The sequence below is a fragment of the Pseudomonas sp. RIT-PI-AD genome (assembly GCF_025642785.1).
Classification (GTDB): Bacteria; Pseudomonadota; Gammaproteobacteria; order Pseudomonadales; family Pseudomonadaceae; genus Pseudomonas_T.
Genome location: NZ_JANZKU010000001.1, coordinates 224666 through 247916 on the forward strand (window position 1 = coordinate 224666; position 23251 = coordinate 247916).

At 67.7% G+C, this 23251-nt stretch carries 20 protein-coding genes; 15 read left to right on the forward strand and 5 right to left on the reverse strand.

The window, feature by feature from the left end; translation table 11 throughout:
• Positions 1 to 223: 223 nt before the first annotated feature.
• Positions 224 to 811, forward strand: a complete 588-nt coding sequence (locus OGL92_RS01065; protein WP_263139081.1) for a LysE family translocator — start codon at positions 224 to 226, stop codon at positions 809 to 811.
• A 4-nt stretch (positions 812 to 815) separates the two neighbouring features.
• On the opposite strand, the gene OGL92_RS01070 is transcribed toward OGL92_RS01065, so the two are convergent.
• On the reverse strand, positions 816 to 1646 hold the full coding sequence (locus OGL92_RS01070; protein WP_263139082.1) for an AraC family transcriptional regulator: 831 nt from the start codon (positions 1644 to 1646) through the stop codon (positions 816 to 818).
• A gap of 351 nt (positions 1647 to 1997) precedes the next feature.
• Between OGL92_RS01070 and OGL92_RS01075 the strand changes: the two genes are divergently transcribed.
• From OGL92_RS01075 to OGL92_RS01100, 6 genes are all read left to right on the forward strand, one after another.
• On the forward strand, positions 1998 to 2354 hold the full coding sequence (locus OGL92_RS01075) for a hypothetical protein (RefSeq protein WP_263139083.1): 357 nt from the start codon (positions 1998 to 2000) through the stop codon (positions 2352 to 2354).
• Positions 2355 to 3237: 883 nt separating this feature from the next.
• A complete protein-coding gene (locus OGL92_RS01080) occupies positions 3238 to 4245 on the forward strand; it encodes an AfsA-related hotdog domain-containing protein (RefSeq protein ID WP_263139084.1) in 1008 nt (335 codons plus the stop codon).
• Entirely contained in the window at positions 4242 to 4895 is a 654-nt protein-coding gene (locus OGL92_RS01085) for an isoprenylcysteine carboxylmethyltransferase family protein (protein ID WP_263139087.1), read from the forward strand. The genes OGL92_RS01080 and OGL92_RS01085 overlap by 4 nt, the downstream gene beginning before the upstream one ends.
• Positions 4896 to 4899: 4 nt before the next feature.
• Positions 4900 to 7611, forward strand: a complete 2712-nt coding sequence (locus tag OGL92_RS01090; protein WP_263139088.1) for a PEP/pyruvate-binding domain-containing protein — start codon at positions 4900 to 4902, stop codon at positions 7609 to 7611.
• Positions 7611 to 8561, forward strand: coding sequence for a hypothetical protein (locus OGL92_RS01095; protein ID WP_263139090.1), 951 nt, complete (start codon positions 7611 to 7613; stop codon positions 8559 to 8561). The genes OGL92_RS01090 and OGL92_RS01095 overlap by 1 nt, the downstream gene beginning before the upstream one ends.
• Before the next feature lie 11 nt (positions 8562 to 8572).
• A complete protein-coding gene (locus tag OGL92_RS01100; protein ID WP_263139093.1) occupies positions 8573 to 9511 on the forward strand; it encodes an NAD-dependent epimerase/dehydratase family protein in 939 nt (312 codons plus the stop codon).
• A 383-nt stretch (positions 9512 to 9894) separates the two neighbouring features.
• Here the strand turns inward: OGL92_RS01100 and OGL92_RS01105 are convergent, their stop codons facing one another.
• Positions 9895 to 10758, reverse strand: a complete 864-nt coding sequence (locus tag OGL92_RS01105; RefSeq protein WP_263139096.1) for a LysR family transcriptional regulator — start codon at positions 10756 to 10758, stop codon at positions 9895 to 9897.
• Between the two features lie 107 nt (positions 10759 to 10865).
• On the opposite strand from OGL92_RS01105, the gene OGL92_RS01110 reads away from it, so the two are divergent.
• The 3 genes from OGL92_RS01110 to OGL92_RS01120 all read left to right on the forward strand — a co-directional run bounded on the left by OGL92_RS01110 (position 10866) and on the right by OGL92_RS01120 (position 12653).
• Entirely contained in the window at positions 10866 to 11597 is a 732-nt protein-coding gene (locus OGL92_RS01110) for a CTP synthase (RefSeq protein ID WP_263139104.1), read from the forward strand.
• The gene (locus OGL92_RS01115) at positions 11594 to 11914 is read left to right on the forward strand and encodes an antibiotic biosynthesis monooxygenase (RefSeq protein WP_263139108.1); all 321 of its coding nucleotides are present in this window, start codon (positions 11594 to 11596) and stop codon (positions 11912 to 11914) included. Before OGL92_RS01110 ends, OGL92_RS01115 begins: the two co-directional genes overlap by 4 nt.
• A gap of 295 nt (positions 11915 to 12209) precedes the next feature.
• On the forward strand, positions 12210 to 12653 hold the full coding sequence (locus OGL92_RS01120) for an HIT family protein (RefSeq protein WP_263139112.1): 444 nt from the start codon (positions 12210 to 12212) through the stop codon (positions 12651 to 12653).
• Positions 12654 to 12719: 66 nt separating this feature from the next.
• On the opposite strand, the gene phoA is transcribed toward OGL92_RS01120, so the two are convergent.
• Positions 12720 to 14165, reverse strand: coding sequence for an alkaline phosphatase (phoA, locus tag OGL92_RS01125; protein WP_263139115.1), 1446 nt, complete (start codon positions 14163 to 14165; stop codon positions 12720 to 12722).
• A 234-nt stretch (positions 14166 to 14399) separates the two neighbouring features.
• Between phoA and OGL92_RS01130 the strand changes: the two genes are divergently transcribed.
• The 5 genes from OGL92_RS01130 to OGL92_RS01150 all read left to right on the forward strand — a co-directional run bounded on the left by OGL92_RS01130 (position 14400) and on the right by OGL92_RS01150 (position 20960).
• Complete coding sequence (locus OGL92_RS01130) at positions 14400 to 14837, forward strand: DNA methylase (RefSeq protein WP_263139119.1); 438 nt, start codon at positions 14400 to 14402, stop codon at positions 14835 to 14837.
• A gap of 203 nt (positions 14838 to 15040) precedes the next feature.
• Positions 15041 to 15952 (forward strand): formate/nitrite transporter family protein, encoded by a 912-nt coding sequence (locus OGL92_RS01135; RefSeq protein WP_263139121.1) that lies wholly within the window; start codon positions 15041 to 15043, stop codon positions 15950 to 15952.
• Positions 15953 to 16675: 723 nt separating this feature from the next.
• Positions 16676 to 17467, forward strand: coding sequence for a hypothetical protein (locus tag OGL92_RS01140; protein ID WP_263139123.1), 792 nt, complete (start codon positions 16676 to 16678; stop codon positions 17465 to 17467).
• A gap of 184 nt (positions 17468 to 17651) precedes the next feature.
• Positions 17652 to 19661, forward strand: coding sequence for a methyl-accepting chemotaxis protein (locus tag OGL92_RS01145; RefSeq protein WP_263139125.1), 2010 nt, complete (start codon positions 17652 to 17654; stop codon positions 19659 to 19661).
• A gap of 177 nt (positions 19662 to 19838) precedes the next feature.
• Entirely contained in the window at positions 19839 to 20960 is a 1122-nt protein-coding gene (locus OGL92_RS01150; protein ID WP_263139127.1) for a beta-ketoacyl-ACP synthase III, read from the forward strand.
• Between the two features lie 273 nt (positions 20961 to 21233).
• On the opposite strand, the gene OGL92_RS01155 is transcribed toward OGL92_RS01150, so the two are convergent.
• Together OGL92_RS01155 and OGL92_RS01160 are read right to left on the reverse strand one after the other, a co-directional pair.
• Positions 21234 to 22508 (reverse strand): outer membrane protein transport protein, encoded by a 1275-nt coding sequence (locus OGL92_RS01155; protein WP_263139130.1) that lies wholly within the window; start codon positions 22506 to 22508, stop codon positions 21234 to 21236.
• Between the two features lie 171 nt (positions 22509 to 22679).
• Positions 22680 to 23159, reverse strand: coding sequence for a hypothetical protein (locus OGL92_RS01160; protein WP_263139138.1), 480 nt, complete (start codon positions 23157 to 23159; stop codon positions 22680 to 22682).
• Between the last annotated feature and the right edge of the window lie 92 nt (positions 23160 to 23251).

Sequence of the window (23251 nt, forward strand, 5' to 3'; positions counted from 1 at the left end):
TTCTCTGCGTCGGGGATGAGGGCCGCAGCGCAGGCCGCGGGATCAGTACAACAGAGTCGCCCGGCCGCCGCCGGGTTCGCCCGATGGCATGGCGCGCCCGGGCGCCGGCGATGCTGCAGCGGAAACATCCGGCGGTCCAGCTGCGCGGCTGGGTAATTTTCTTCAATACCCGCGCCCGCCCGATCCTTAGCCTGACTCGCATCCCACCACCGCGGAGAATGCGATGACCCCCTACCTGTCCATGGCCGCTTTTGCCCTGGCGTCCTCCATCACCCCAGGGCCGGTGAACCTGGTGGCGCTCAACACCGGCGCGCGCTTCGGTTTTCTTGCCAGCCTGCGTCACGTCAGCGGCGCCACCCTGGGCTTCACCCTGTTGTTGCTGTTGATCGGCCTGGGGCTCTACGAGCTGCTGGCCCGGGCGCCGGCGCTGATGTGGGCGATCCAGTGGGGCGGCGTGGCCTTCCTGTTGTACATGGCTTACCGACTGGCGCGGGACGACGGCCGCCTGGGCGCCGACCGGGCGATCGCCCGGCCCTCGTTCTGGACCGGCGCGCTGATGCAATGGCTCAACCCCAAGGCCTGGCTGGCCTCGGTCGCGGGCATGGGCTTGTACGCCGCGGACGGCGAGGTGACGCGGGTCTGGACCTTCGCCGCGCTGTACTTCGTGATCTGCTACCTGTCCCTGGCCTGCTGGGGCTGGACCGGCAGCGCGCTGCGCCGGCACATGGGCAACGCCGGGCGGGTGCGCCTGCTGAACCGTCTGATGGCGGCGTTGCTGGTGGCCAGCGCAGTCTACCTGCTGGAGAGCTGACGCCTCAGTCGCGGTATTGGCCGGGGGTTGCGGCCAGATGGCGCTTGAACGCGCGCTGGAAATGCGCCTGGTCGGCGAAACCCGCCGCCAGGGCCACCTCGGACAACGGCTGGCCCTGCCTGAGCCAGTGCTGGCTGCGCTGGATGCGACGATTGACCAGGTAGGCATGGGGCGTCATGCCGTAGCCCTGCTTGAAGGCGCGGATCAGGTAGGACGGCGAGAGCCCGGCCGCCGCGCCGATGTCCTCCAGGGTCAGCGCCTGGGTGCAATGCGCGTCGATGAAGGCGGCGGCGCGTTGCAACCGACGCAAGGGCCCGGCGAGAGACGCGCCGGGCGAGGGGGCGACGCTGTGTTGCAGGCGGGTGAAGAACGCCACCGCCGTGCTGGCCTTGTGCGCAGTGTCCGCCAGGGGGTCGATCAGGGTGTCGTAGAGTTCGGTCAGCCCGGCGAACAGCGCCGGGTCGCGGCTGAGGATGGTCGCGAACGGCTGGAAGCGGCCGTCCTCGCTGAAGCCCAGGTCCCGTTGCAGGGCGCCGAGCCAGGCGCTGTCGACGTAGAGCATCAGGTACGACCAGGATTGCCCGTCGATGGGGTTGCAGGCGTGCACCGCCTGGGGGTTCATCATCACCACGCAACCGGCCTCGATGCGCTCGCGGGCCTCGCCGTTGAAATAGGTGCTGCGCCCGGCGGTGACCGCGCCGACCGAGAAGGCCTCGTGGGAATGGGCGGCGTAGCAGACCTTGCGGCCGTCCTCGACGGCGCGCGCCTCGATGAAGGGCAGTGCGGCGTCGCGCCAGAAGCGGGGCAGGGCGCGGTCGTCCGGGGCGAGGGGCATGGGGTCACTTGTGGCTGGGCGGGGTCGGCTACTGTAGCAAGTGCGCGGGGGCGGGGCACCCACATCGGCCCGCCGGGGACCTGGAAAACCGGAGAGTTCGTCGGTAGGCAGGACGGCCGGCGAGTCCCGAATGCGTATTCAGCGCCCGTCGAAGCGAACGGGCGCCGGGTCCGGCGAGGCTTGCGAGCGGCGGCCATGCGCTGCACCGGATATCGAGGCGGGTTGAGACATCGCGCACGTTCCGCGGGATTGGCCGGGCTCAATCGTCCTTATTGGGAAACCTTCCCGCCCCGGATGGTCACACCCACCAGCCGGCGCGGTTCGCCGGTGCGACAATACGGAGTCAACCCGATGACCAAACCGCTGCTTCACGCCCTGCTGATCCTGCCCCTCGCCGGGGCGGTTCTGGCGGACGAACCCGCCGCGCTGGGCACCGTGCAATGCCACGCGCTCACCCGAATCCAGCAACCCGACAGCTCCGAGGCCCGCGAAGTCGGCCTCTGGGTCGAAGGCTTTCTCTACGGGGTCGACGAGGAGCTGATGAGCGCGGATAACCTGATCGAGAACTTCGACGCCGGCCAGCGGCGCGCCTGGATCGGCGCCTACTGCGCCCGCCATCCGAATGCCAGCGTGCTGGAACTGGCGCGGGAAATGGCCCGTTTCATCGATTCCGGGCGGGTGAGGCGGATCGAGAGCATCAGCGGTTGACGGCCGCGGCGGGCGGCCCCGTATCGCGTCTTGCCCTCGATGGTAATGGCGCGTCGAATAAAGGCTGGGCCGGCACGCGGTGACTGCGCCCGAACCCTCGGTCGCGGGGACGCGCCGACGCCCGGGATGCCGGAAAAGCCACGCCCCGGGGCAATCCCAGGGGCTGTAGAACATCACCGCGCGCAGGCCCTTTTCGTACAGAGCCCAAGCGCCTAGGTCGAGGCTCCCGCCCTGAATGACCCGGCGCGCTTTGCTGCGCTTGTCCGGCTTCTCCGTCGTACGCCAACCCAGCGCCCGGCCCTCGCGAGGGCTCTATCACGCGGGCCAGGGTGTCTTTTCCGGCGCAAATGAACACGAGCCACTACCGTCCGGCGTAAATTCGCCCCGCCTCGAAACCGATTGCATATCGGTCTTTTGCCACGCGGGAAAAACCGAGCATCGGGTTCGGGTATCGCGGCCGCCGCCTAGTGACACGCTCGCTGGAAGCGTTCGGTGGGACGTTGCGGAACTTGTTTCGCTATTGCGCCATAACCGTTAACTGTCCGGATTCGAACCGTTCGCTTACTTCGCGGGGCACTCTTTCGGGTAATTGGCTTATTGTCCGACAATAACGCGGCTATTTATTTTTTTCGGCGAACGAACTAACGTCATAATCTGTCTTCAGATGCATGTGGATGTTTAACGAGTGGGCAGGGAAGAACGAGGCTAGTCTTAAACTCCGATCAGCCTGATATTGATCGCCCCATCAGCGTTGGATAATCAAACCAGCGTCCTTGTATTTCCAATTTCATTGGAAAGGTAATCGCTCGGATTTCATAATAATAACAATCCGATTGTTCAGACCTCTTGTTTGCAGGCGCGGGCCTTGCCTCGGCGCTTGCGGATGCCTGCCGTTTCCGAAATGGAAGTTTCGTGTGACTACGTGGAATCGCGCCAAGGGCGCATGGAGGGCAGTGAAATGTCGAGTAGCGGAGTGAGTGCCAGGGAAGTTTCGCAGGCGGATGGATCTATATATCCGGGGCATTGGAATGCGCGCGGAAATATATATACGCGTGCACTCGAAGTCGACGAGACCAGTCGGTTCTTCTTCGACCATCCGGTCGATCATGTGCCGGGCATGTTATTGCTCGATGGGGTGTTGGGCGTGGCCGAAGAGGCACTTTCCCATACCCTCGGCACGCAGGCGGGCGAAGAAACTTACTATATAGCGGCGCTGGAATTGTCGTTCGAACGCTTCTGCGAGAAAGACGGGGCGATCGATATGCAAGCCAGGTTCGAGCGCGCGGGCGAAGCGCGTCATGCCTGTTACTTGCAGATCACGCAATACGACGCGCCGGTCTGTCGAGGGACGATCGAGTTCAGGCCCAATCTCTCCGTCGATGGCCGCGTGCGGTCGGGACCGGACGAGCCTATCCAGCCGGCACCGGCCGAGCACGTGCACAAATTGCACCGGGAAAACATCTTCATTTCCGACCTGCGTCGCGCGCCGGGCGGCACCTACCGGTCGCGTCTGTTGCCGTTGCCCGCCGACCATGGCCTGCAAGCGCGTCGCCGCCCGTGGCGGACGCCGCTGGAGATCGTAGAGGCGTGCCGGCAGTTTTCCCTGCTGTTGCAGCACGCGGTGCAGAACACCCCCACCGACAAGCCGTTCATCCTCGCCTCCGTCGCCGCGCGTTTTCATGAGCCGCTGTCCCGCGGCGCGCGCCTGGACGTCGCCTCGGTGGCGGGCCAGGGGGTGATACCGCAAGGCAACGGTACCCAGGTGCTCGAGGTGCTCGAGGGCGAACGGAGAGTCGCCGAGATCGCCGTGGGCGGCCGTGCCGTCAGCCCCAGACTCTACGCGCGGATCCGTCAGGCGCGCCCTCAACCGACTTCGGAGAAACGCCCATGAATACCCTGTTGCGTCGCTTTCCCGCTCTGCTCCTGCCCATCGCCCTGGTTGCTCTGGCTTGGGCGTTGTGGCGCGAATGGTCGCTGCGCGTGGAATCGCCCCACGCGTTCGCCGCGCTGCTGATCGCGCTGCACCTGGTGTGGATCTTCTTCGAGCTGAAGATCACCCTGCGCACCTCCCGCGAGGAGTCCGGCAGCGCCGACCGGGGCACCCTGCAGTTCTACGGGCTGGCCCGCTTCGCGACCATCGTCGCGGCGTTGTATGGCGCGCCGTTGCACTGGCAGCAGTGGCACGCCTGGCTGCTGGCGCCCGCCGTGCTGTTCGTCCTGGGGATCGCCATCCGCCTGACGGCGATCAAGACCCTGGGCGACTTCTATTCCCACCAGGTGCGGGTGATCGAAGGCCATCAGGTGGTGCAGAGCGGGCCCTATCGCTGGGTGCGCCACCCGGCCTACAGCGGCATGCTGTTGGCGGAGTTCGGCTTCGTCCTGTATTTCGCCAACCTGCCGGGCCTGCTGGGATTCTTCTGCCTGCTGCTGCCTTCCATCGTGGTGCGCATCCGCGTCGAGGAGCGGGCGCTGAACGCCACCGTCTCGGGCTATGGGCACTACGCGCAGCGGCACAAGCGCATCATCCCGGGGGTGTGGTGAAACCATGAGCCTGCTCATCGAACCCCGCGACCTGCTGGACCCCGGCCAGGTCGGCTTCAAGTTCTCCCGGCAGGCGCAGATGCGTGAGGCCGGTTTCCCGGTCCCGCCGTTCTGTTGCGTGCCGGCCAGTGCCTTCGACCGTGCCCTGGCGCCGTTACGGGCGGACTCGCCCGAGCCGGGCAGCCCGCACTGCGCCGATCGACGCGCGCTCCGTGCCTGGGCGGCGGGCATCCGCCAGCGCCTCAGCGCCGCCCCGCTGGACCAGGCGCTGGCCGCCGCCTTGCATCAGGCGTTCGATCGCCTGGCGGGGCCGGATGGCTTCGTCGCGGTCCGCGCCTGCGTGGTCACCGGGGCGGACGGCGTCGGCGAGGACTCCGCCCAGGACCCCTTCGCCGGTCTATCCGACAGCTTCCTCTACGTGCGCCGCGCCGCCCTGCTCAAGCGGGTCGCCCAGTGCTGGGCCTCGGCCTTCAACGAGGAGGCGGTGCTCTATCGCCTGGAGCAGGGGCTGGCGCCCTTTGCCGCGCGGGTCGCGGTGGGCATCCAGACCATGGTCTGCGGCACGCGCTCCTTCGTTGCCTTCTCGGTGGACCCGCGTGACGCCGCCAATCGCTGCGTGATCGCCGCCGCCCACGGCATCGGCGAGGGGGTGGTGCAGGACAAGGCCGACGTCGACCATTTCTTCTACGCCCGGGGCAGCGGGGCGGTCACCTCGACCCTGATCGCCAAGCACCGCCAGGCGGTGCGGGACCCCGCCCTCGACGACGACAGTGCGGAGGGGTTCGCCAGCGACGGCGTGGTGGTCCGCGAGGTGCCCGCCGAGCGGGTGGCGGCCGCGGTGCTGGATGACGGCGAAGTGCGCGCCATCGCCCACCTGGCGTTGCGCGTGGAAGCCTATTTCGGCATGCCCCAGGACATCGAGGGCACCCTCACCGAGGATGGCGTCATCCACCTGGTGCAGGCCCGGCCCATCGCGGTCGATCCGCGCCTGCGCCACCTGTGGAGCAACAGCAACATCACCGAGAGCTTTCCCGGGGTCACCACGGCCCTGACCTACTCCTTCGCCCAGGCGTTCTACTACAGCATCTTCCGCGACCTCTATCGCCGGCTGGGGGTGAGCGAAGGCCTGTTGCGGCGCAACGCCACTCACTTGCAGCAGATGATCGGTTTCCTCCATGGGCGCATTTATTACCGCCTGGACGACTGGTACATCCTCCACAGCCAACTGCCGGTGTTCCCGCTGTTCCGGCCCGGCTGGGAACGCATGATGGGCATCGAGCCCGGCGCCATGGACGGGCGCAGCGCGCTGCCGCCCCTGGGCCGCTGGCGTGCCGCCCTGCGCCTGGGGGCGTCGGCGGCGCGGGTGATCGTCGCGCTGGTGCGCAACGAGCGTCGCATGGGCGATTTCGAGGCCTGGTGGGAGCGGCTGTTCGCGGCGCGCCGCGGCCAGGACCTCGGGCGCACCACGCCGCTGGCGCGGATCGAGGATTTCCACGGGCTGTGGCGCGAGGTGAGCGAGTGGTGGGGCCTGACCCTGATCAACGACACCCTGCTGAGCAACGCTTCCGGCCTGGTGGGCAAGCTGCTGGCCCGCTACCTGCCCGACGCCGACCCCGCGCTGTTCAACGACTTGCTGTGCGGTGACGAGGAGAACCGGAGCAGCGCGATCCTGATGTCCCTGGTGGCGCTGGGCGAGCAGGTGCGCGCGCACCCGACGCTGTCGCGGCGGCAGGAGGACGAGCAGGACCTGTGGCCGGCGCTGGAGCGCGGCGAGTTCGGCGAGCCCTTGCTGCAGGCGTTCCGCCGCCACCTGCACCACTACGGCGACCGGGGCTTGCAGGAGTTGAAGATGGAGCAGCCGAGCCTGCGCGACACCCCGGCGACGCTGCTGCGCCTGGCCCGGCATTATGCCGACGCGGGCCTCAGCGTCGACGGCCTGCGTCGCCAGGAGCAGGGCATCCGCCAGGCCGCCGAACGGGTACTGGAGCAAGGCCTCGGGCAAGCCAGCTGGCGCTTCAAACTGCTGGCCTGGCTGGTGGGCAAGGTGCGCCTGTACGCGCGCTACCGGGAGAATTCCCGCTATTGCCGCAGCGAGCTGTTCGGCTACGCGCGGGCGCTGTTCCAGTCCCTGGGCAAGGACCTGGCGCGGCAAGGCGTGCTGCGCAGCGCCGACGACGTGTTCCACCTGACCCGCGAAGAGTTGTTCGGCTATTTCGAGGGCACCGGCAGCACCCCGGCGCTGCAAGGGCTCGCCGACACCCGGCGGGCCGCCTTCGAGCGTCCGGGCGAGGAATTGCCCATGGCGTTCAGCACCTACGAGGCGGTGCCCGCCGGGTTGCAGGTGGCCCGCGAGGAGACCGCCGCGGTCGCCTCGGAAGACGGCGCCATGCGCGGGCTCGGCTCCAGCAGCGGCGTGGTGCGGGGCATCGCCCGGGTGGTGCTGGACCCGCAGCAGGCCATCGCTTCCACCGAGGACATGATCCTGGTGGCGCGCGAGACCGATCCCGGCTGGCTGTTTCTGATGCTCACCGCCAAGGGCATCGTCGTCGAGCGCGGCACCATGCTCTCCCACACGGCGATCACCAGCCGCAAGTTCGGGATTCCCTCGGTGGTATCCCTGGCCAACGCCACGCGCCTGATCCCCGACGGCGCGCTGATCGAAATCAATGGCACCAGCGGGGCGGTGACCCTGCTGGAACAGGAGGAAGTCGCCTGATGAAACCCACGTCCGGAATATCCGCTCCACTGGCCTCGCCGCTCGGCTGGGCGGGGCGGCTCGCGCGCTTCATGGGCGCGGTGTTCTCGCCACGACTTTACGGCAGCTACGCGCTGCTCTGGGTCCTCGCCCTGGAGGGCTCGCTGGCGGTGCTGGCGCCTTCGGCCACCTGGTCCCCCGACGTGCAGACCGGCATCCGCGTGCTGTCGGTGTGGCTGACCCTGTTCTACCTGCGCATGGCCGACGAACAGAAGGACCTGGACTACGACCGCGTGCACAACCCGGATCGGCCCCTGGTGCGCGGCGAGATCAGCCACGCCGAGCTGCGCGTCGGCATGGCGCTGATCGCCGTGCTGCTGCTGGTGCTGAACCTGGGCGGGGCGCCGCTGACCCCGGCGATCCTGCTGTTCGACCTGGGTTATGCGCTGCTGCTGATGTTCGTCGAAGGGCGCAGCGCCTGGTTCCGCGATTCGCTGCTGGTGAACCTGTTCGCCACCTACCCGGTGCAGTTGTTGCTGAGCCTGTACGTGGCGCTCTCCCTGGCGCTCGGTCGCGGCGAGTCGGCGTCGCTTGCCGACACCCTGTTGCTGATACTGGCCTTCGCCTGCGCCTTCCTGCACCTGGAGTTCGCCCGCAAGACCCGCTGGCAGGTGGAACCGGGCACCCGGGTCTATTCGGACCTGTTCGGGCCGCGGGGCAGCGCCGCGGTCGCTTTCGGCCTGGCCCTGGCCGCCGAGTTGCTGGCGCTGGCGGCTTTCCGGCCCTGGACGACCGGCTTCGTCTGGGCCAGCCTGGTGCCTTGGTTGGCCCTGGGGTTCGCCGCCTTCGGCGCATTCGCTTTCCTGGGCCGCCGCGCGGCGGTCTGGCCCAAACCCTTGGCTTTCGGCTTCCTGCTGGTGTTCTACGCCGGCTTGATCCTGCAGGCCGTGGCCCGCGGTATCGGACATTGAGGAGAATGCCCATGCACACCCCCGACGGCAGCGACACCCGGATACTCCTGGCCGGCTCCAGCGGCTTCATCGGCGGCGCGATCCGCCGCGCCTTGCAACGACGGGGCGCCGAGCCCCGCCTGCTGCTGCGACGGCCCTCGGCCGACGCGGCGCCGCAGGCGAGCGGCGACCTCACCGACGCCGGTTCGCTGCGCGGTTGTTGCGAAGGCATCGAGACCTTGATCCACGCCGCCTCGGCGGTGGACGCCGACGAGGCGCGATGCCAGGCGGTCAACGTCGAAGGCACGCGCAACCTGTTGCAGGAAGCGCGGCGCGCCGGCGTGTCGCGGGTGATCTACCTGAGCACCGCGGCGGTCTATGGCGAAGGCGCACACCGCGACCTGCGCGAGGATGAGCTGCAACCGGCGCCGGTATCCGCCACCAGCCGCACCCGGTTGCAGGCCGAGCAGTTGGTGCTGCAGGCCGGCGGCGTGGTATTGCGGCCGTTCCTGGTCTATGGCGACGGCGATCGCTGGTTCATCCCGGCCCTCGTAGGCTTGTTGCGGCGCTATCCGGTGACCCTGGAGGGCGGGGCGGCGCAGCTCTCCCTGGTGGCGGTGGACGACCTGGCCGAGAGCGTGGCCGCCCTGGCCCTGGAAGCCCGCGACGAAGACCGCGGGCGGGTCTACCACGTCGGCCCGGAGCGGCCGGTCGCGCTGCGCGAGCTCCTGGCGGTGTTGCACCGCCAGGGGTTGGCGCCGGCGACCCAGGCCGACCTGCCCTACGCCCAGGCCGTCGAGGCGACCCGCACCCTGGGCTCCGCGGTCGCCCGCCAGTTGTCGCTGATCGCCTTCGACCACGTCTACGACAGCCAGGCGCTGCGCAGCCGCACCGGAGTGCGGCCGGCGGCGTTCGCCGAAGGGTTCGCGCGGTATGCCGAAGCCTATGCACGGGCGCTGGCGAGCGGCTAGGGCGAGGGTCAGGATGCGCGACTCCCGGGCTCTACGAAAATGCCTGCGCACGGTGATGCTGCGTTGGAAACCGGTTCAGGCTGCTCACACAGCACGTAAAACGGTGCGTCTTCGCCTGTTTCTGTCTTGCCTGAGCTTCGTCCCGACCCCTGGGACCTCTCCACGGCGTGTGCGGAGGTGCAGGCCCGACTCGGCCGCCGTAATGAAGCCCGCCTTCTATCGTGCCGGCGTGGCGCCCCCGGGCCTGCCAGCGAAGGCGCGCTCGAATCCTCGACCCTTGCCAAAGGGCTCCAGCGCCCATTTTCTACTCGGAAAATGACCGGGCGCGTGCACCGCCTCACCGGTGGCCTGAGGGCGGCCATTCGTTCAGGAAGCGGGCGGGCTCACACCCGCACCGAGGCGGTCAGTTCCTCGAACAGGGTCTGCACCGAACGCAGCGCGCGACAGTCGGGGCGGGTCAGCAGCCACAGCTCGCTGTCGCAGCCGGGCAGGGCGTCGCTCAGGCGCTCCAGCCCGTCCAGGTCGCGGGCGACGAAGTCGGCCAGGGCGGCCACGCCGAGCCCGGCCTGGACCAGGCGGGCGACGGAGAACATGCCGCTGCAGCGGTAGGCCGGGGTGACCCGCGGATGCTGCTGGCGGCGCCAGACCACGGTGGTGTGGTCGGGCATGGCATCGTCCACCACGATCCACGGCAGGCGGGTGGCGTCCTCGGCCACCGCCTGGCGGTAGTCGGCGCGCCCGTAGACGGCATAAGACACGACGCCCAGGCGGCGGCCGACCAAGTGTTCCGGCGGCGCGTTGGTCAGGCGCAGGGCGATGTCGGCGTCGCGCCGGCTGAGGTTGGCGAATTCGTTCGAGGTGGCCAGTTCCAGGGACAGTGCCGGGTAGTGGGGCATGAAGCGTGCCAGCGCCGGCAGCAGCAGGGCGTGCAGCACGGCGTCGGTACAGGTCAGGCGCACCGTGCCGCTGACCACTTGGTCGCCCTGTTCGAGGGCGACCCGCGCGGCGTCCAGGGCCTGTTCGGCGCGCTCCGCCTGTTCCGCCAGGGCCTGGGCGGTGCCGGTGGGCAGGTAGCCGCGGCGGCTCTTCTCGAACAACGCCTTGCCCAGCGCGGCTTCCAGCCGACGCACCGAACGGAACACCGTGGACACGTCCACCTGGAGCATCTCCGCGGCGCGGGCGAGGGAACGGCCGCGCACCAGGGCGAGCACCAGGGCGAGGTCGGCGTGGTCGATTCGATATTGCATCGCTGCATACTTCGCTTGTTTGAATGCCAATATTTGTTGCGTGGACGCCAGCTTATAGTGGCGCCACCGGGCCGGCCAGCCCCCCAACACGAGCGGAGGATCAGCGTATGTTCAGCGTGAATCGGGTGAAGATCGCCTTGGTGGGCGAGCGTGATCGCGGCATCAAGGCCCACGAGGCGATACCGTTGGCGCTGGAGATGGCGGCCGAGGCCCTGCGCGTGAAGGTCGACTTCGACTGGCTGGCCACCGACCGTATCGGCGACGGCGCCTGCCTGGACGCCTACGACGGCATCTGGTGCGTGCCGGGCAGCCCCTACCGCGATACCCAGGGCGCCCTGACCGCGATCCGCCATGCCCGCGAGGGCGGCATTCCCTTCCTCGGCACCTGCGGCGGTTTCCAGCACGCCCTGCTGGAGTTCGCGCGCAACAGCCTCGGCTGGCAGGACGCCCAGCACGCCGAACTGGACCCGCACGCGCCGAATCCGCTGATCGGGCCGCTCAGCTGTGCCCTGGTGGACGTGGGCGGACGCGTGCGCCTGGTGTCCGGCACGCAGATCGCCGAGCTCTACGGCGTGCTGGAAATCACCGAGGAATACCTGTGCCGCTATGGCCTGGACGCCGCCTTCCGCGAACCGCTGATGGCCCACAGCCTGCGGGCTTCCGGGCACGACGAGGCGGGCGAGGTGCGCGCCATCGAGCTGCAGGACCATCCGTTCTTCCTCGCCACCTTGTTCCAGCCGGAACGTGCGGCCCTGGCCGGTCGCCTGCCGCCGGTGGTCGCCGGTTTGGTCGGCGCCTGCGCGGTGCAGGCGGCCCATGAACGGAAGCGCGCCAGTTGATCGCCGCCACGCCGGAGCCTCCCTATTACGCGGTGATCTTCAGCTCGCGACGTACCCCCGGCGATCGGGGCTACGCCGAGGCGGCCGGGCGCATGCTGGAGCTGGCACGCCGGCAGCCGGGATTCCTCGGCGTGGAGTCCGCCCGCGAGGACGGCCTGGGGCTGACCGTCTCCTACTGGGAAAGCGAGGCCGCGATCCTGGCCTGGCGCCAGCAGGCGGAGCACGCGGCGGTACGCGAGCAAGGCCGGGCGCAGTGGTATGAGGCCTTCGCCACTCGCGTGGCGCGAGTGGAGCGGGCCTACGGCTTCGAACGCTAGGCCCGCCGCCCTTCGTGGTGCCGGCCAGGGAGGCCAGAATCGCGGGAATGCCGCTCAGGCATGGTGAGCGGGCAAACCGAAGCGGTTTTTGGCGAGGCCGCTTCGAGCGCAGCGGATCGCTACGGATCCGGGCAGCGGACAGAGGGCGCTCCTCGTAGTGGAGGTAGATGGCGGAGTCCGGGCGGGCGCGATTCCTCGACGAATCCCCATGGCGACGTGCCTGGCGGACGAGCCTTAGCCGTCCGCCGCGGAACAGGGTATGTTTCCGCTGCCGACAACCTGTATGGAGACAGCCATGAGCCTTCACGGCGACTACGATTCGCAGAACATCTTCGCCCAGATCATTCGCGGCGAGGCGCCCAGCTACACGATTTACGAGGACGAGGACGTGCTGGCGTTCCTCGACCTGTTTCCCCAGTCCTACGGCCACACCCTGATCATCCCCAAGCGGGCCGCGGCCCGGAACATCCTCGACATCGACCCGGAAAGCCTCTGCAAGCTGGCCCTGGCGGCGCAGAAACTGACCCGCGTGCTGGTGGACGAGTTGCAGCCCGACGGGGTGCAGCTCTGCCAGTTCAACGGCGCGCCGAGCGGGCAGACGGTCTTCCATATCCACGTGCACCTGATCCCCCGCTACACGGGGCAGGCGCCCGGTCCGCACGGTCAGGGCAAGGCCGATCCGGCGGTGCTGGAGGCACTGGCCGCGCGCCTGGCGTCACGCATCCGCACGGCGCAGTGAAGGCGTCCCCCGGTCGATAAAAAAGGCGCGCCCGTTACCGGGCGCGCCTTTTTCATTGCGAGTGGCTCAGTTCAACTGCAAGGCGTTGCGGATGGTGAAGAACAGGTCAGTCTGGTCGGTCAGGCCGGTCACGTTGGCAGACCTCGGTCCGAACGCGCCTACGCGCAGTTGGGTACCGGTATGCTCCTGGGAGCTGCCCTCGGAGGTGCCGTAGCTCACCGCCATCACCGAACCGTCCTTGGTCAGCAGGGCCTGGGACAGGCCCGGCGCCGAGGTTTCCGGCGGAATGATCTGGCTGGAGTGGGCATGGTCGGCGGTGACGATGACCAGCGTGTTGCCGTCGGCCTTGGCGAAGGCGAGGGCGATCTGCACGGCTTCGTCCAGATCGACGGTTTCGCCGATCTGTCCGCAGGGGTTGGCGGCATGATCCTGCTTGTCGATGGACGCGCCTTCGACTTGCAGGAAGAAACCCTTGTCGTTGGTCTTCAGCAGGTCGATGGCTTTCTGGGTCATCGCGGCCAGGGTCGGAATGTCCTCGGTGCGCTCGGGGTTGGGTTGGCAGGTCACCGGCTCCAGGTCGAGGCTACCGTGGTAGCTGGCCTTGGGGCCGGTCCAGCGTACCGGCATGTTGCCTGGCGCGAACAGGCCGAGCAGCGGCTGATCCTGGTTGGCGACTTTCACCTGGTCCAACCCGGCCATGTTCTCCACGACTTTGAAACCGCGCGCATTGGCCTGCTCGCGCAGGGTACGACCCTGCCAATTGCCGGCCTTGGCGGCTTCGGCGAAGGTGCTGGCCCCGCCGCCGAGCACCACGTCCGGACGGGCATTGAGCAGTTGTTCGGCGATAGAGCCGCGACCGCCGTTTTCCAGGGCATTCGACGGGCATTCTTTGCTGGTTGCCACGGGGCCGTAGCACTTGCGCGAGGTGACGTGGGAGACCTGCGCGGCCGGCGTGGCGTCTTCCAGTTCAGCGGTGGAAACGTCGCCGGTGGCCAGGCCCTTGGCTTTCGCCAGTTCCAGCAGGGTGGCGTGATCCCGCTCGTCGATGTCCACGCCGAGGGCGCCGTTGTAGCTCTTGGTGCCGGTGGACCAGGCCGTGGCGGAAGCGGCGGAATCGGTGACGTAGTCCGGCAGACCGGTGTCCTTATGCAGCGAGTAGTGGGTGTACTGGCCGGTCATCGGCAAGGCGTCGATACCCTTGAAATAGCCGCCCGCGCCCATGGCGTAGTTGCGCGCCAGGGTGATTTCCGAATCGCCCATGCCGTCGCCGATCAGCAGAATCACGTTTTTCGCGGGCGCATCCGACAGGGCGTTCTTCAACTCGACGCTGATGTTCCGGTCCAGACGCCGCGCACCGCCGAACTGGGTGATATCGCCGCGTGCTTCCCGGTCCGTCAAGTGTCGCATCAATTTGGTGGAGTGGGTGCCCTCCTGAGCGAACGTGGCGTTGGCCGTCGCGAGGAAAGCGATGGAAGCCGCGATCGAAATAGCCAGCGATTGGCGCGTCATCATGTCTCTGATCCTTGGATATGAAAAATTCTGGTTCCGCGTCGATCCGCCAGGGGCCGACCCGGACACCGCCAGAAATGGAGCAGGCTGGACGTTAAGGCAGGCTAATGACGTTAACGTGACAGCGCCGCACATTCGCGCCCATGGGTTCGCTCGCGGCGCTCGGAGAACGCCCGAACCGCCCGGGCCGCTGGCCGTCGAATCGGGAAAGGGCCGCCGTCGCTCGCCGGAGCATCCATGAAAGACATCACCGCGAAGGACCTGGGCATCGATCTGCAGGAAGACAGCGAGGACGCGTTGTTCAAGTGGTTCCTCGCCAGCTTCCTGTTCGGCAAGCGCATCCAGCGGGATATCGCCGCCGAGGCGTACCGGGTCATCGCCGACAAGTACCGCTGCGCGACGCCCGCCGCCTTGGCCCACTGCGGCCGCCGACGGCTGGTCGGCATGCTCGGCGAGGCCCGCTACGTGCGCTACGACGAGTCCACCGCCGCGCGCCTGCTCAAGCTGTGCGCCAGGCTCGAAGCCGAATACGGCGGCCGTTTCGCCGGCATCCTCGCGGCCAGCGCGGACCGGCGGGATTTCGAGCGGCACCTGCAAACCTTCGAGGGAGTCGGCCCGAAGACCGTGGAAATCTTCATGCGCGAGGCGGGGCGCGTCTGCTACCCGGACGTCTGACGGGCCGGGCGGCTGGTGGGCGCGCCAGCCCGCAGGGGCGCGGGGCGATGGCCGCCCCCTCGACGCGCCCATCGGAGCCCTGTGCCTGGCCTCGATCCCCCGTCGATAGCGTCGCTCGGCCTCGCCTACCGGTGACGCCGGTGGAACCGCGGCCAAGGGCGCAGTGCCTATAGCGGAACGCCTCAGCGCAGTGGGAGCCGATCATGGCCGATGAGCAGAAGAAAACCCCGGAGGCGCATCGGGCGTCGTCCCGCGCAGGTCCGGACGAGCCGCAGGGGGCCCGCGAGGACGCCCGCAACACCCAGGAAGAGGTCGACCCGGCGCTTTCCCAGGACGAAAAGGAAAGCGTGCAGGACAGGCAGCCGCCGCGCGCCCAGGTGCTGCACGAGGTGATCCGCGTGCAGGGCGAGTACGAACTGGAGCGCAGCGTGCAGGCGCTCTGGTGGTCGGCGCTGGCAGCGGGGTTGACCCTGGGGCTGTCGTTGATGGTGATGGGGCTGTTCCGGGCGCACTTGGGCGAGCATCCGTTGAGTGCGGTGATCGCCAGCCTCGGCTACCCGGTGGGGTTTCTCGCGGTGATTCTCGCCCGCCAGCAGCTATTCACCGAAAACACCCTCACCGCGGTGCTGCCGCTGATGAACGAGCCGAGCCTGGGCAAGGCCCTGCAACTGCTGCGGCTGTGGGCAGTGGTCCTGCTCGGCAACCTGGCCGGTACCCTGACCTTCGCCTACGCCACCTTGCACCTGCCGATCTTCGATGAGGCGACCGACCAGGCCTTCCTGGAAATCGGGCGCGAGGTCATGGAGAACGGCGCCTACCCGATGTTCGCCAAGGCGATTGTTTCCGGCTGGATGATCGCCACCATGGTCTGGCTGATCCCGGCGGCGGAAAACGCCAAGGTCTGGATCATCATCATCGTCACCTACTGCATGGCGCTGGGCAGCTTCACCCACATCGTCGTCGGCTCGGCCGAGGTGGGTTACCTGGTGTTCGCCGGGGAGATCGGCTGGCGTGCGTTCTGGCTGCAATTCGCCTTGCCGACCCTGGGCGGCAATATCGTCGGCGGCAGCCTGATCTTCGCCCTGATCAGCCACGCGCAGATCCGCAGCGAATGACGTCCCGTGCGGCCTTCGGCCTCCAGGCTTGAGGGTACGCCGTTCGCCGCTATCATCCTCGGCTCCCCGGACGCGCAGGCGATGGCCGAACGATGAAATCGCTGACTTCCAGGCCCCGGGGCCTTTCCGTCCTGCTCGCCCTGTGGGTGGCGCTGGTGATCGTCACCCAGCGGAGCGGCAACACCGAAAGCGACCCTCTGGGCACTCTGCTGGTCAGCGAGTCGTTGCTGGAGCACGGCACCCTGAAACTGGATGCCTATGGGGCGGAATACCTGAAGGGTTTCGGCTTTCGCGTGCATGAGAAGAACGGCCATTTCTACAATTACTTCCCACTCGGGACGGCCTTGCTCAGCACGCCTTTGGTCGCCCTGGCGCACGCCGCCGGCTGGCGCATGAGCGCGGACGAGGCGCCGCTGCAAGTGATCCTCACGATCCTGGCGGCCTGGCTGGTCGTCTACATCCTGTACAAGACCGCGCGCCTCTATTTGCAACCCCTGCCCAGCCTGGCCCTGGTGGGGATCTGCTGGTTCGGCAGTTCACTGGCGAGCACTCTGGGCACCGCGTTGTGGTTCCATGACTTCGCCTTTGTGTTTTCCAGCGCGGCGCTCTACTGGGCGGTGCGCAATCCGCCCAGGGGCTGGGCCGGCGCGCCCTGGCGATCCGCAGCGCACTGTTCATGGTCTACCTCTGCCGGCCGACCCTGGCCCTGCTGGACCCTGCCTGTTGCTCTATTGCTTTTGCCTCGGAGAGCGCCGGCTGGACCTGCTGGCGGCGGCCACTCTGCTGGTCTGGCCGTCGCTGCACCTGATCTCGATCAGTCACTTCCCGCATGGGTGGGCCGGTTGGTCCTTGATGACGGATGCACTGCCCGGTCTGTTCCTCGGTTTGTTCAGCCTGCTCGGCGGGTTGCGACATGGTCGGCGTGGCGTGCTGGCGATGCTGCTGGCGGGCGGCCTGGCGGGAATCGTCTGCAACGCAAGGCCTCTACAACCCTTACAGCAAGCGCTGGAACGCGTAGCCGGACATCGATCGCTACCCGGAGTACCTCTTCGACTGGGGCCACCCGCCGTTCCCGCATTCATACCGCCACAGGCCCATCGCCTGGAAGCGTTCCGGGCGAAGTACCTGCCACCCTTCCAGGCGGCGGTGGACATCCCCTACGACACGCCGGCGGCGGCGTTCGATCGCTTCCATGGCCTGGAGGACGGCTTCCGCTGGAGCGATGGCCACGAATCGAGCCCGAGCTTCAACGTCGGCGAGCAGGCCTTCCTGGGCGAGGCGCGTTTGCAGGCGATGATCCTCGACCGGCAGCGCCTGACGCTTCTGCTCAACGGTCACACCCTGTACAACGGTGTGCTGGCCGGCGGCGAACAGGACATCGCCTTCGAGGTCCCGCCCGGGGTGATTCGCCCGGGGCTCAACAGCTTGGTGTTCCGCCTGCCCGACGCCCACGCGCCGAACGCCGCCGACCCGCGCATGCTGGCCCTGGCGTTGCGCCGCTTCTCGTTGCGCTGAGGGCGCGCCTTAATCCGGGCTGCGGCCCGCCGACAGCCGAACGACGCGTGAGGCCCGCGGAAGCGCCGGGGAATCCGCGAAGGTCGCGGCCGGCTCGCATCGCGGCGAGCCATTCAAGGACGGGCTGCTACTCTCAGGGATGCATTGCTAGGACTCACTTCCAGTCGGAAACCCAGGAGTACTGATGTCTATGCTGCCAGAACGCATTTCCACCCGCCTCACGCTGGGCGCCGTCTTCCTGCTGGTGCTGACCGCCCTGGCCGTGTTCGCGGTGATGGTATTCCGCGGCCAGCCCCGGGTGATGGCCGAAAGCAACGCGCTGATCGAGCAGACCGGCACCTCCATCGTCCGCCAGCTCGGCCTCAAGCTCACCGGTATCGAGGGGCTCGCGGTGAGCATGGCCCACCTGGCCGAGGTACTGGACCGGGACGAAACCCTCTACCGCAACAATTTTCCCAACCTGATCGACAACGGCGGCGACGTCGCCATCGCCGGTGGCGGTATCTGGCCCGAGCCTGGCGCCTTCGCCAGCGGTACCGAGCGCCGCAGCTTCTTCTGGGCTCGGGGGGGCAACGGCCACTTGGAGTATTCCGAGGACTACAACAAGCCCGATGGGCCCGGTTACCACCAGGAAGCCTGGTACACCGGCGCCCGGAACGCGCCCGGCAATGCCTGCGTCTGGTCGGAGGCCTATCAGGACCCGGTGAGCAAGGTGCCGATGGTGACGTGCAGCGTGCCCTACAAGGTGCAGGGACGCTTCGCCGGGGTCAGTACCATCGACCTGGTTCTCGACGATCTGGCGCGTTTCCTCCAGGAGCAGGGCAAGGTCACCGGTGGCTACGCGTTCGCCCTGGACCAGGCGGGCAACGTGCTGTTCTTCCCCTTGGGCGAGGGCGGGAAAGACGCCACCATGCAGAAGTTCGACGACCTGGCCGGCCGTCAGGCCTGGCTGGCGCCGCTGCTGGAGGCCCGTCGCAAGGCGGAGTCCACCGGTAGCGCCAGCGCCATCCTGCAGGACGACGCGCTGCTCGGCGAGCCGGGTCAGGCCAATCTGTTCCGCATGCCGCAGACCGGCTGGATAGTGGGTCTGGTGACGCCCCAGGCCAACGCCACGGGATTGGCGCGAGCGCTGACCTATGAGTTGCTGGCGTTTCTCCTGCCGCTGCTGGGGCTGCTGCTGTTCTTCGTCTGGCTGGCGGGGCGCAAGCTGTTGCGACAGCTCGAGGAAACCCGGGCGCAGATCGATGCCTTGGGCACCGGCCAGGGGCAGGGAGAGGCCCTGCCGGTGCTGCGCGACGACGAGATCGGCGGCCTGCGGCGCGCCGTCAACCAGTATGCCGGGCGCCTGCACAGCATGCTCCAGGTGATCGCCGACGAATCCCGGCGCCTGCAAGAGGAGGCCGGCCGTCTGGGCCGTCTGAGCAGCGCCTTGCTGGAGCGCGCCGAGCAGCAGCGCCAGGAAAACACCCAGCTCGCGACCGCCATCACCGAGATGTCCTCCAGCGCCCAGGAAGTGGCGCAGAACACCAACGACTGCGCCACCACCGCGCAGCGTTCGCAGACGGTAGTCCGCGAGGGCCAGGACAAGGTGGCGGCCAACAGCCGCGCCATACAGACCCTGGCGGGCGAGATGGCCTCCGCCGCGTCGGTGATCGCCCGCCTGGAGCAGGACAGCCAGCAGGTGGGCGCCGTCCTGGATGTGATCAAGGCGATTTCCGAGCAGACCAACCTGCTGGCGCTCAACGCCGCCATCGAGGCCGCCCGGGCGGGCGAACAAGGGCGGGGGTTCGCGGTGGTGGCCGACGAGGTCCGTTCCCTCGCCGGCAAGACCCAGAGCTCCGCCAACGAAATCAGCGGCATGATCGCCAACCTGCAACAGGCCTCGCGGCAAGCGGTGCAGGCCATGCAGGGCGGCGAAACGCGCACCCGCCAGGCGGTGGAGGAGGCCGAGGGCGCGGCCAGCACCTTGTCCAGCACGGTGGACAGCTTCGAGGACATTTCCCAGCGGGCCCAGCAGATAGCCGTGGCGGCCCAGGAGCAGAGCCACGTGACACAGGAAATCAACGAGCTGGCGGTGCGCATCCATTCGGTCAGCGAGGAAAACGCCCGCGACGCGCTGAACCTGGACGCGCTCGGCCGCGCCATTCAGCAATCCGCCGCCCGCCTGGAGGCGCTCAGCCGAGGAAAAGCCTGATCCCGGGGGCCGCTCCCGAGCCGGGGCCCCGGCGACGCGGTGTGACCCGCGCCGCGCCGGGGCTGTCTCCGAGTGAACGGGAGCCCGACGTACTGTCCGACGACAGGTGAGAATTATCGCGGGGCGCGGCACAATAGCCGTTCAGCCCGAAGCCCAGAATCGACAAGAGGATCACGCGTGCACCAGGCCGTCATCAGTGGCACAGGTCTTTACACACCTGCCTATAGCATCTCCAACGAAGAACTGGTTGAGTCCTTCAACACCTACGTCCGGGCCTTCAACGCCGACCACGCCGAGGCCATCGCCCGCGGCGAGACGGACGCGCTCAGCGAGTCCAGCGTCGCCTTCATCGAAAAAGCCTCCGGCATCAAGAGCCGTTTCGTCGTCGACAAGGCCGGCATCCTCGATCCCCGGCGGATGATGCCGCGCATCCCCGAGCGCTCCAACGACGAGTGGGGCATTCTCTGCGAGATGGCGGTGGCCGCCGCCAAGGACGCGCTCCAGCGTGCCGGGCGCAGCGCCGCCGACATCGACGGGGTGATCGTCGCCTGCTCCAACCTGCAACGCGCCTACCCGGCGGTGGCCATCGAGGTCCAGGCCGCCCTGGGCATCCACGGGTTCGGCTTCGACATGAACGTCGCCTGTTCCTCCGCGACCTTCGGCCTGCAAGTCGCCGCCAACGCGGTACAACTCGGCCAGGCTCGCGCCGTGCTGGTGGTCGATCCGGAAATCTGCACCGCCCACCTGAACTTCCGCGACCGCGACAGCCACTTCATCTTCGGCGACGCCGCGACCGCGCTGATCGTCGAGCGCGCCGACCTGGCCACGTCGTCGCGCCAGTTCGAGATCCTCGGGACCAAGCTGCTCACCCAGTTCTCCAACAACATCCGCAACAACTTCGGCTTCCTCAATCGCGCCGCGGACGCGGACGGCCTCGCCGCCGACAAGCTGTTCGTCCAGGAAGGCCGCAAGGTGTTCAAGGACGTCTGCCCGATGGTCGCCGAGCTGATCGCCGCCCACCTCCACGAGACCGGGCTGGCGGTAAGCGACGTACAGCGCTACTGGCTGCATCAGGCCAACCTCAACATGAATCTGTTGATCGTCCGCAAGCTGCTCGGCCGCGACGCCGAGCCCCACGAGGCGCCGGTGATCCTGGATACCTACGCCAACACCAGCTCCGCCGGTTCGGTGATCGCCCTGCACAAGTACCAGGACGACCTGCCGTCCGGCGCGGTGGGCGTGCTCAGTTCGTTCGGCGCGGGCTACTCCATCGGCAGCGTGATCCTGCGCAAGCGTTGAACCTCCTCGGCCGGCCAGCCCTTGGCCGGCCCTTCGGGCGGAAGCCCCGACGGTTTCCCCTGCCTCGCCCGAGCCACCCGGTCCTGACACTCCGGCATTTCCATTCCGGCAGCATCCATTCACCTTGTGGTATTCCGGTTCGACGGCCGCGCGCGCCAGCGCCGCATTTCGCGCAGGCGCAAGCCTCCACGCGGGCCGTGGCCGCTGCGGAACCTGGAAGGAGGCGGGGAGCGGGGGACTCGCGCGGCCGGGACCGGCCGCGCGAGCTGAGGCTTAGAAGCGGTAGGTCAGCTGGGTGCCGATGCCGTGGGCACTGTTGCGGTATTTCGCGCTATAGGACGGCTGCAGCGTGGAGTCCGGCTGATTGATCGGCGCTTCGTTCTCGCGCAGGTAGGAGTAGGCCACGTCGATGGTGATTTCATCGTTCGGCGACCAGCCCGCGCCCAGCGAGAAGATCTTGCGATTGCCTACCGGAATGCGCACGTTGCGGTGCTCGTTGGTGGTCGGCGCGGCGTCGAGGGCCAGGCCGGTGCGCAGGACCCATTGCGGGTTGAGCTGGTAGGCCGCGCCGATCGCGTAGGACCAGGTGTCCTTCCATTGCAACTGCTCGGTCAGGGTGCCGAAGCCGAGGGCCTGGCCCAGGGCCGGAACGCCCTGGTTTTCCACGGCGATCTTCTCCAGACGGCTCCAGCGGGTCCAGGTGGCGCCGCCGTAGAGGGTCCACTGGTCGTCGAGCTTGTGGGTGATGGAGGTGTCCACCGACTCCGGCATGGTGATGTCGAGCTTGGCGTCGTACTTGCCGTTCAGGCCCAGGGCGCTGGGAGCGTTGGTGACCCCGGTATGGCCTTCGAGGGTGTAGTCGACCTTGGAGTGATAGGTCAGGCCCCAAGTGGTGGCGTCGGTGACGTCCACCAGCACGCCGACGTTGTAGCCGACCGCGGTGTCGTCGCCCTTGATGTTCAGCTTGGTGTCGCCTTCGGTGCCCAGCAGGCCGTTGGTCGCCAGCTTGTTGGTCAGCTTGCCGTCGATCTTGTTGATGGTCGGGCCGATGCCGACGGACAGGCGGTCGTTGATCTTGTAGCTCAGGGTCGGCTGGATGGTGACGACCTGGACTTTGCTGTAGAGGCCCTTGTAGCGGCCCTGGAAGCTCTTCTCGTAATCGCTGATCACGCCGAACGGCACGTAGACGCCGAGCCCGAAGTGCAGGTCGTCGGTGATGGGCGTGGACATATAGCCGAAGGGCACGGAGGCCAGGGGAACCATGTCGCCTTTGTTGGTGCCCTGGGCCGAGCTGCTGTTGGCATCGTGGATGTCCACGTCGGCATTCACTACTGCGAAACCGCCGCTGATCTCGGTGCGGTCGAGTTTGGACAAGCCGGCCGGGTTACCGAATACCGTGCTGGCATCCTGGGCGGAGGAGGAACGACCGGCGAACGCAGTACCCATGCCGCTGGCGCTTTGTTCGTTGATGGCGAGACCGTTGGCGAGCACCTGTCCGGAAACGGTTGCGATGGCCAGGGCCAGACCGGTCTTGGCGACTCTTGTCATTGTTATCACGGTAAAACTCCTAGTCGGCGTTGCGAGGGGCGGAAAACTATCAAGAAAACGCCGCCTTTGCCACAGGGCAAAGTCCTCTAAAACAGCTGTTGTAGCCCGTAATGAGCGAAAAAATGAGGCGATTTCCAAGGAACCCCGGGCTGACCCATCAGTCAGTTCCGCTCACGCCACTTCGCCCAGACCGATTACATGGCGTTGCCAGGCCAGCATGAAATCCAGCGGCCGCCCCTGGGGGTCGAATACCGCGCACCAGAGCCTGGCCATCCCGTCCAGGTCGCCGGCCTCCGGGAGCACGCTATCGCTGGCTTCGAACAGCAACCAAGCGATCGCCGTGGCATAGCGCAGGTTGACCGTGAGTTCCAGGTGGGGCGCGGCGAGGAAGGCATGTTGGCTGGCCAGGCCGCGCACGCGGCTGGCGAGGTCGGGATCCCGTGCCAGGTGGTCGTCCCACAATCGCAGGTGGCATTGATCGCCGATCCGGTAGAGGCCATGGCCGTTCTGGGTATCCAGCGCGGTGCCGAGGGCGGACTGGCAGGCGGCGGTGCCGAGCAGCAGGGCTTCGGCGGCCAGGCTATGGCGCTGCAGATAAAACAGCGTCGGGCGGATCACGTGTTGGCAGAGGTCGCTGGCGGCAATTCCCATAAAGCCCTCGCGAAGAAAGAATCGAGGGGCGGAGCCTTCTTGTCCGCTTCTCATCCCGTGGGCAAGGGCGCGATGTCCGAATCCGTCGGACA

Coding starts and splice junctions, on each gene's coding strand:
- OGL92_RS01065 (WP_263139081.1), top strand. CDS start 224: ATGACCCCCTACCTGTCCATGGCCGCTTTTGCCCTGGCGTCCTCCATC.
- OGL92_RS01070 (WP_263139082.1), bottom strand. CDS start 1,646: ATGCCCCTCGCCCCGGACGACCGCGCCCTGCCCCGCTTCTGGCGCGAC.
- OGL92_RS01075 (WP_263139083.1), top strand. CDS start 1,998: ATGACCAAACCGCTGCTTCACGCCCTGCTGATCCTGCCCCTCGCCGGG.
- OGL92_RS01080 (WP_263139084.1), top strand. CDS start 3,238: ATGCCTGCCGTTTCCGAAATGGAAGTTTCGTGTGACTACGTGGAATCG.
- OGL92_RS01085 (WP_263139087.1), top strand. CDS start 4,242: ATGAATACCCTGTTGCGTCGCTTTCCCGCTCTGCTCCTGCCCATCGCC.
- OGL92_RS01090 (WP_263139088.1), top strand. CDS start 4,900: ATGAGCCTGCTCATCGAACCCCGCGACCTGCTGGACCCCGGCCAGGTC.
- OGL92_RS01095 (WP_263139090.1), top strand. CDS start 7,611: ATGAAACCCACGTCCGGAATATCCGCTCCACTGGCCTCGCCGCTCGGC.
- OGL92_RS01100 (WP_263139093.1), top strand. CDS start 8,573: ATGCACACCCCCGACGGCAGCGACACCCGGATACTCCTGGCCGGCTCC.
- OGL92_RS01105 (WP_263139096.1), bottom strand. CDS start 10,758: ATGCAATATCGAATCGACCACGCCGACCTCGCCCTGGTGCTCGCCCTG.
- OGL92_RS01110 (WP_263139104.1), top strand. CDS start 10,866: ATGTTCAGCGTGAATCGGGTGAAGATCGCCTTGGTGGGCGAGCGTGAT.
- OGL92_RS01120 (WP_263139112.1), top strand. CDS start 12,210: ATGAGCCTTCACGGCGACTACGATTCGCAGAACATCTTCGCCCAGATC.
- phoA (WP_263139115.1), bottom strand. CDS start 14,165: ATGATGACGCGCCAATCGCTGGCTATTTCGATCGCGGCTTCCATCGCT.
- OGL92_RS01130 (WP_263139119.1), top strand. CDS start 14,400: ATGAAAGACATCACCGCGAAGGACCTGGGCATCGATCTGCAGGAAGAC.
- OGL92_RS01135 (WP_263139121.1), top strand. CDS start 15,041: ATGGCCGATGAGCAGAAGAAAACCCCGGAGGCGCATCGGGCGTCGTCC.
- OGL92_RS01145 (WP_263139125.1), top strand. CDS start 17,652: ATGTCTATGCTGCCAGAACGCATTTCCACCCGCCTCACGCTGGGCGCC.
- OGL92_RS01155 (WP_263139130.1), bottom strand. CDS start 22,508: ATGACAAGAGTCGCCAAGACCGGTCTGGCCCTGGCCATCGCAACCGTT.
- OGL92_RS01160 (WP_263139138.1), bottom strand. CDS start 23,159: ATGGGAATTGCCGCCAGCGACCTCTGCCAACACGTGATCCGCCCGACG.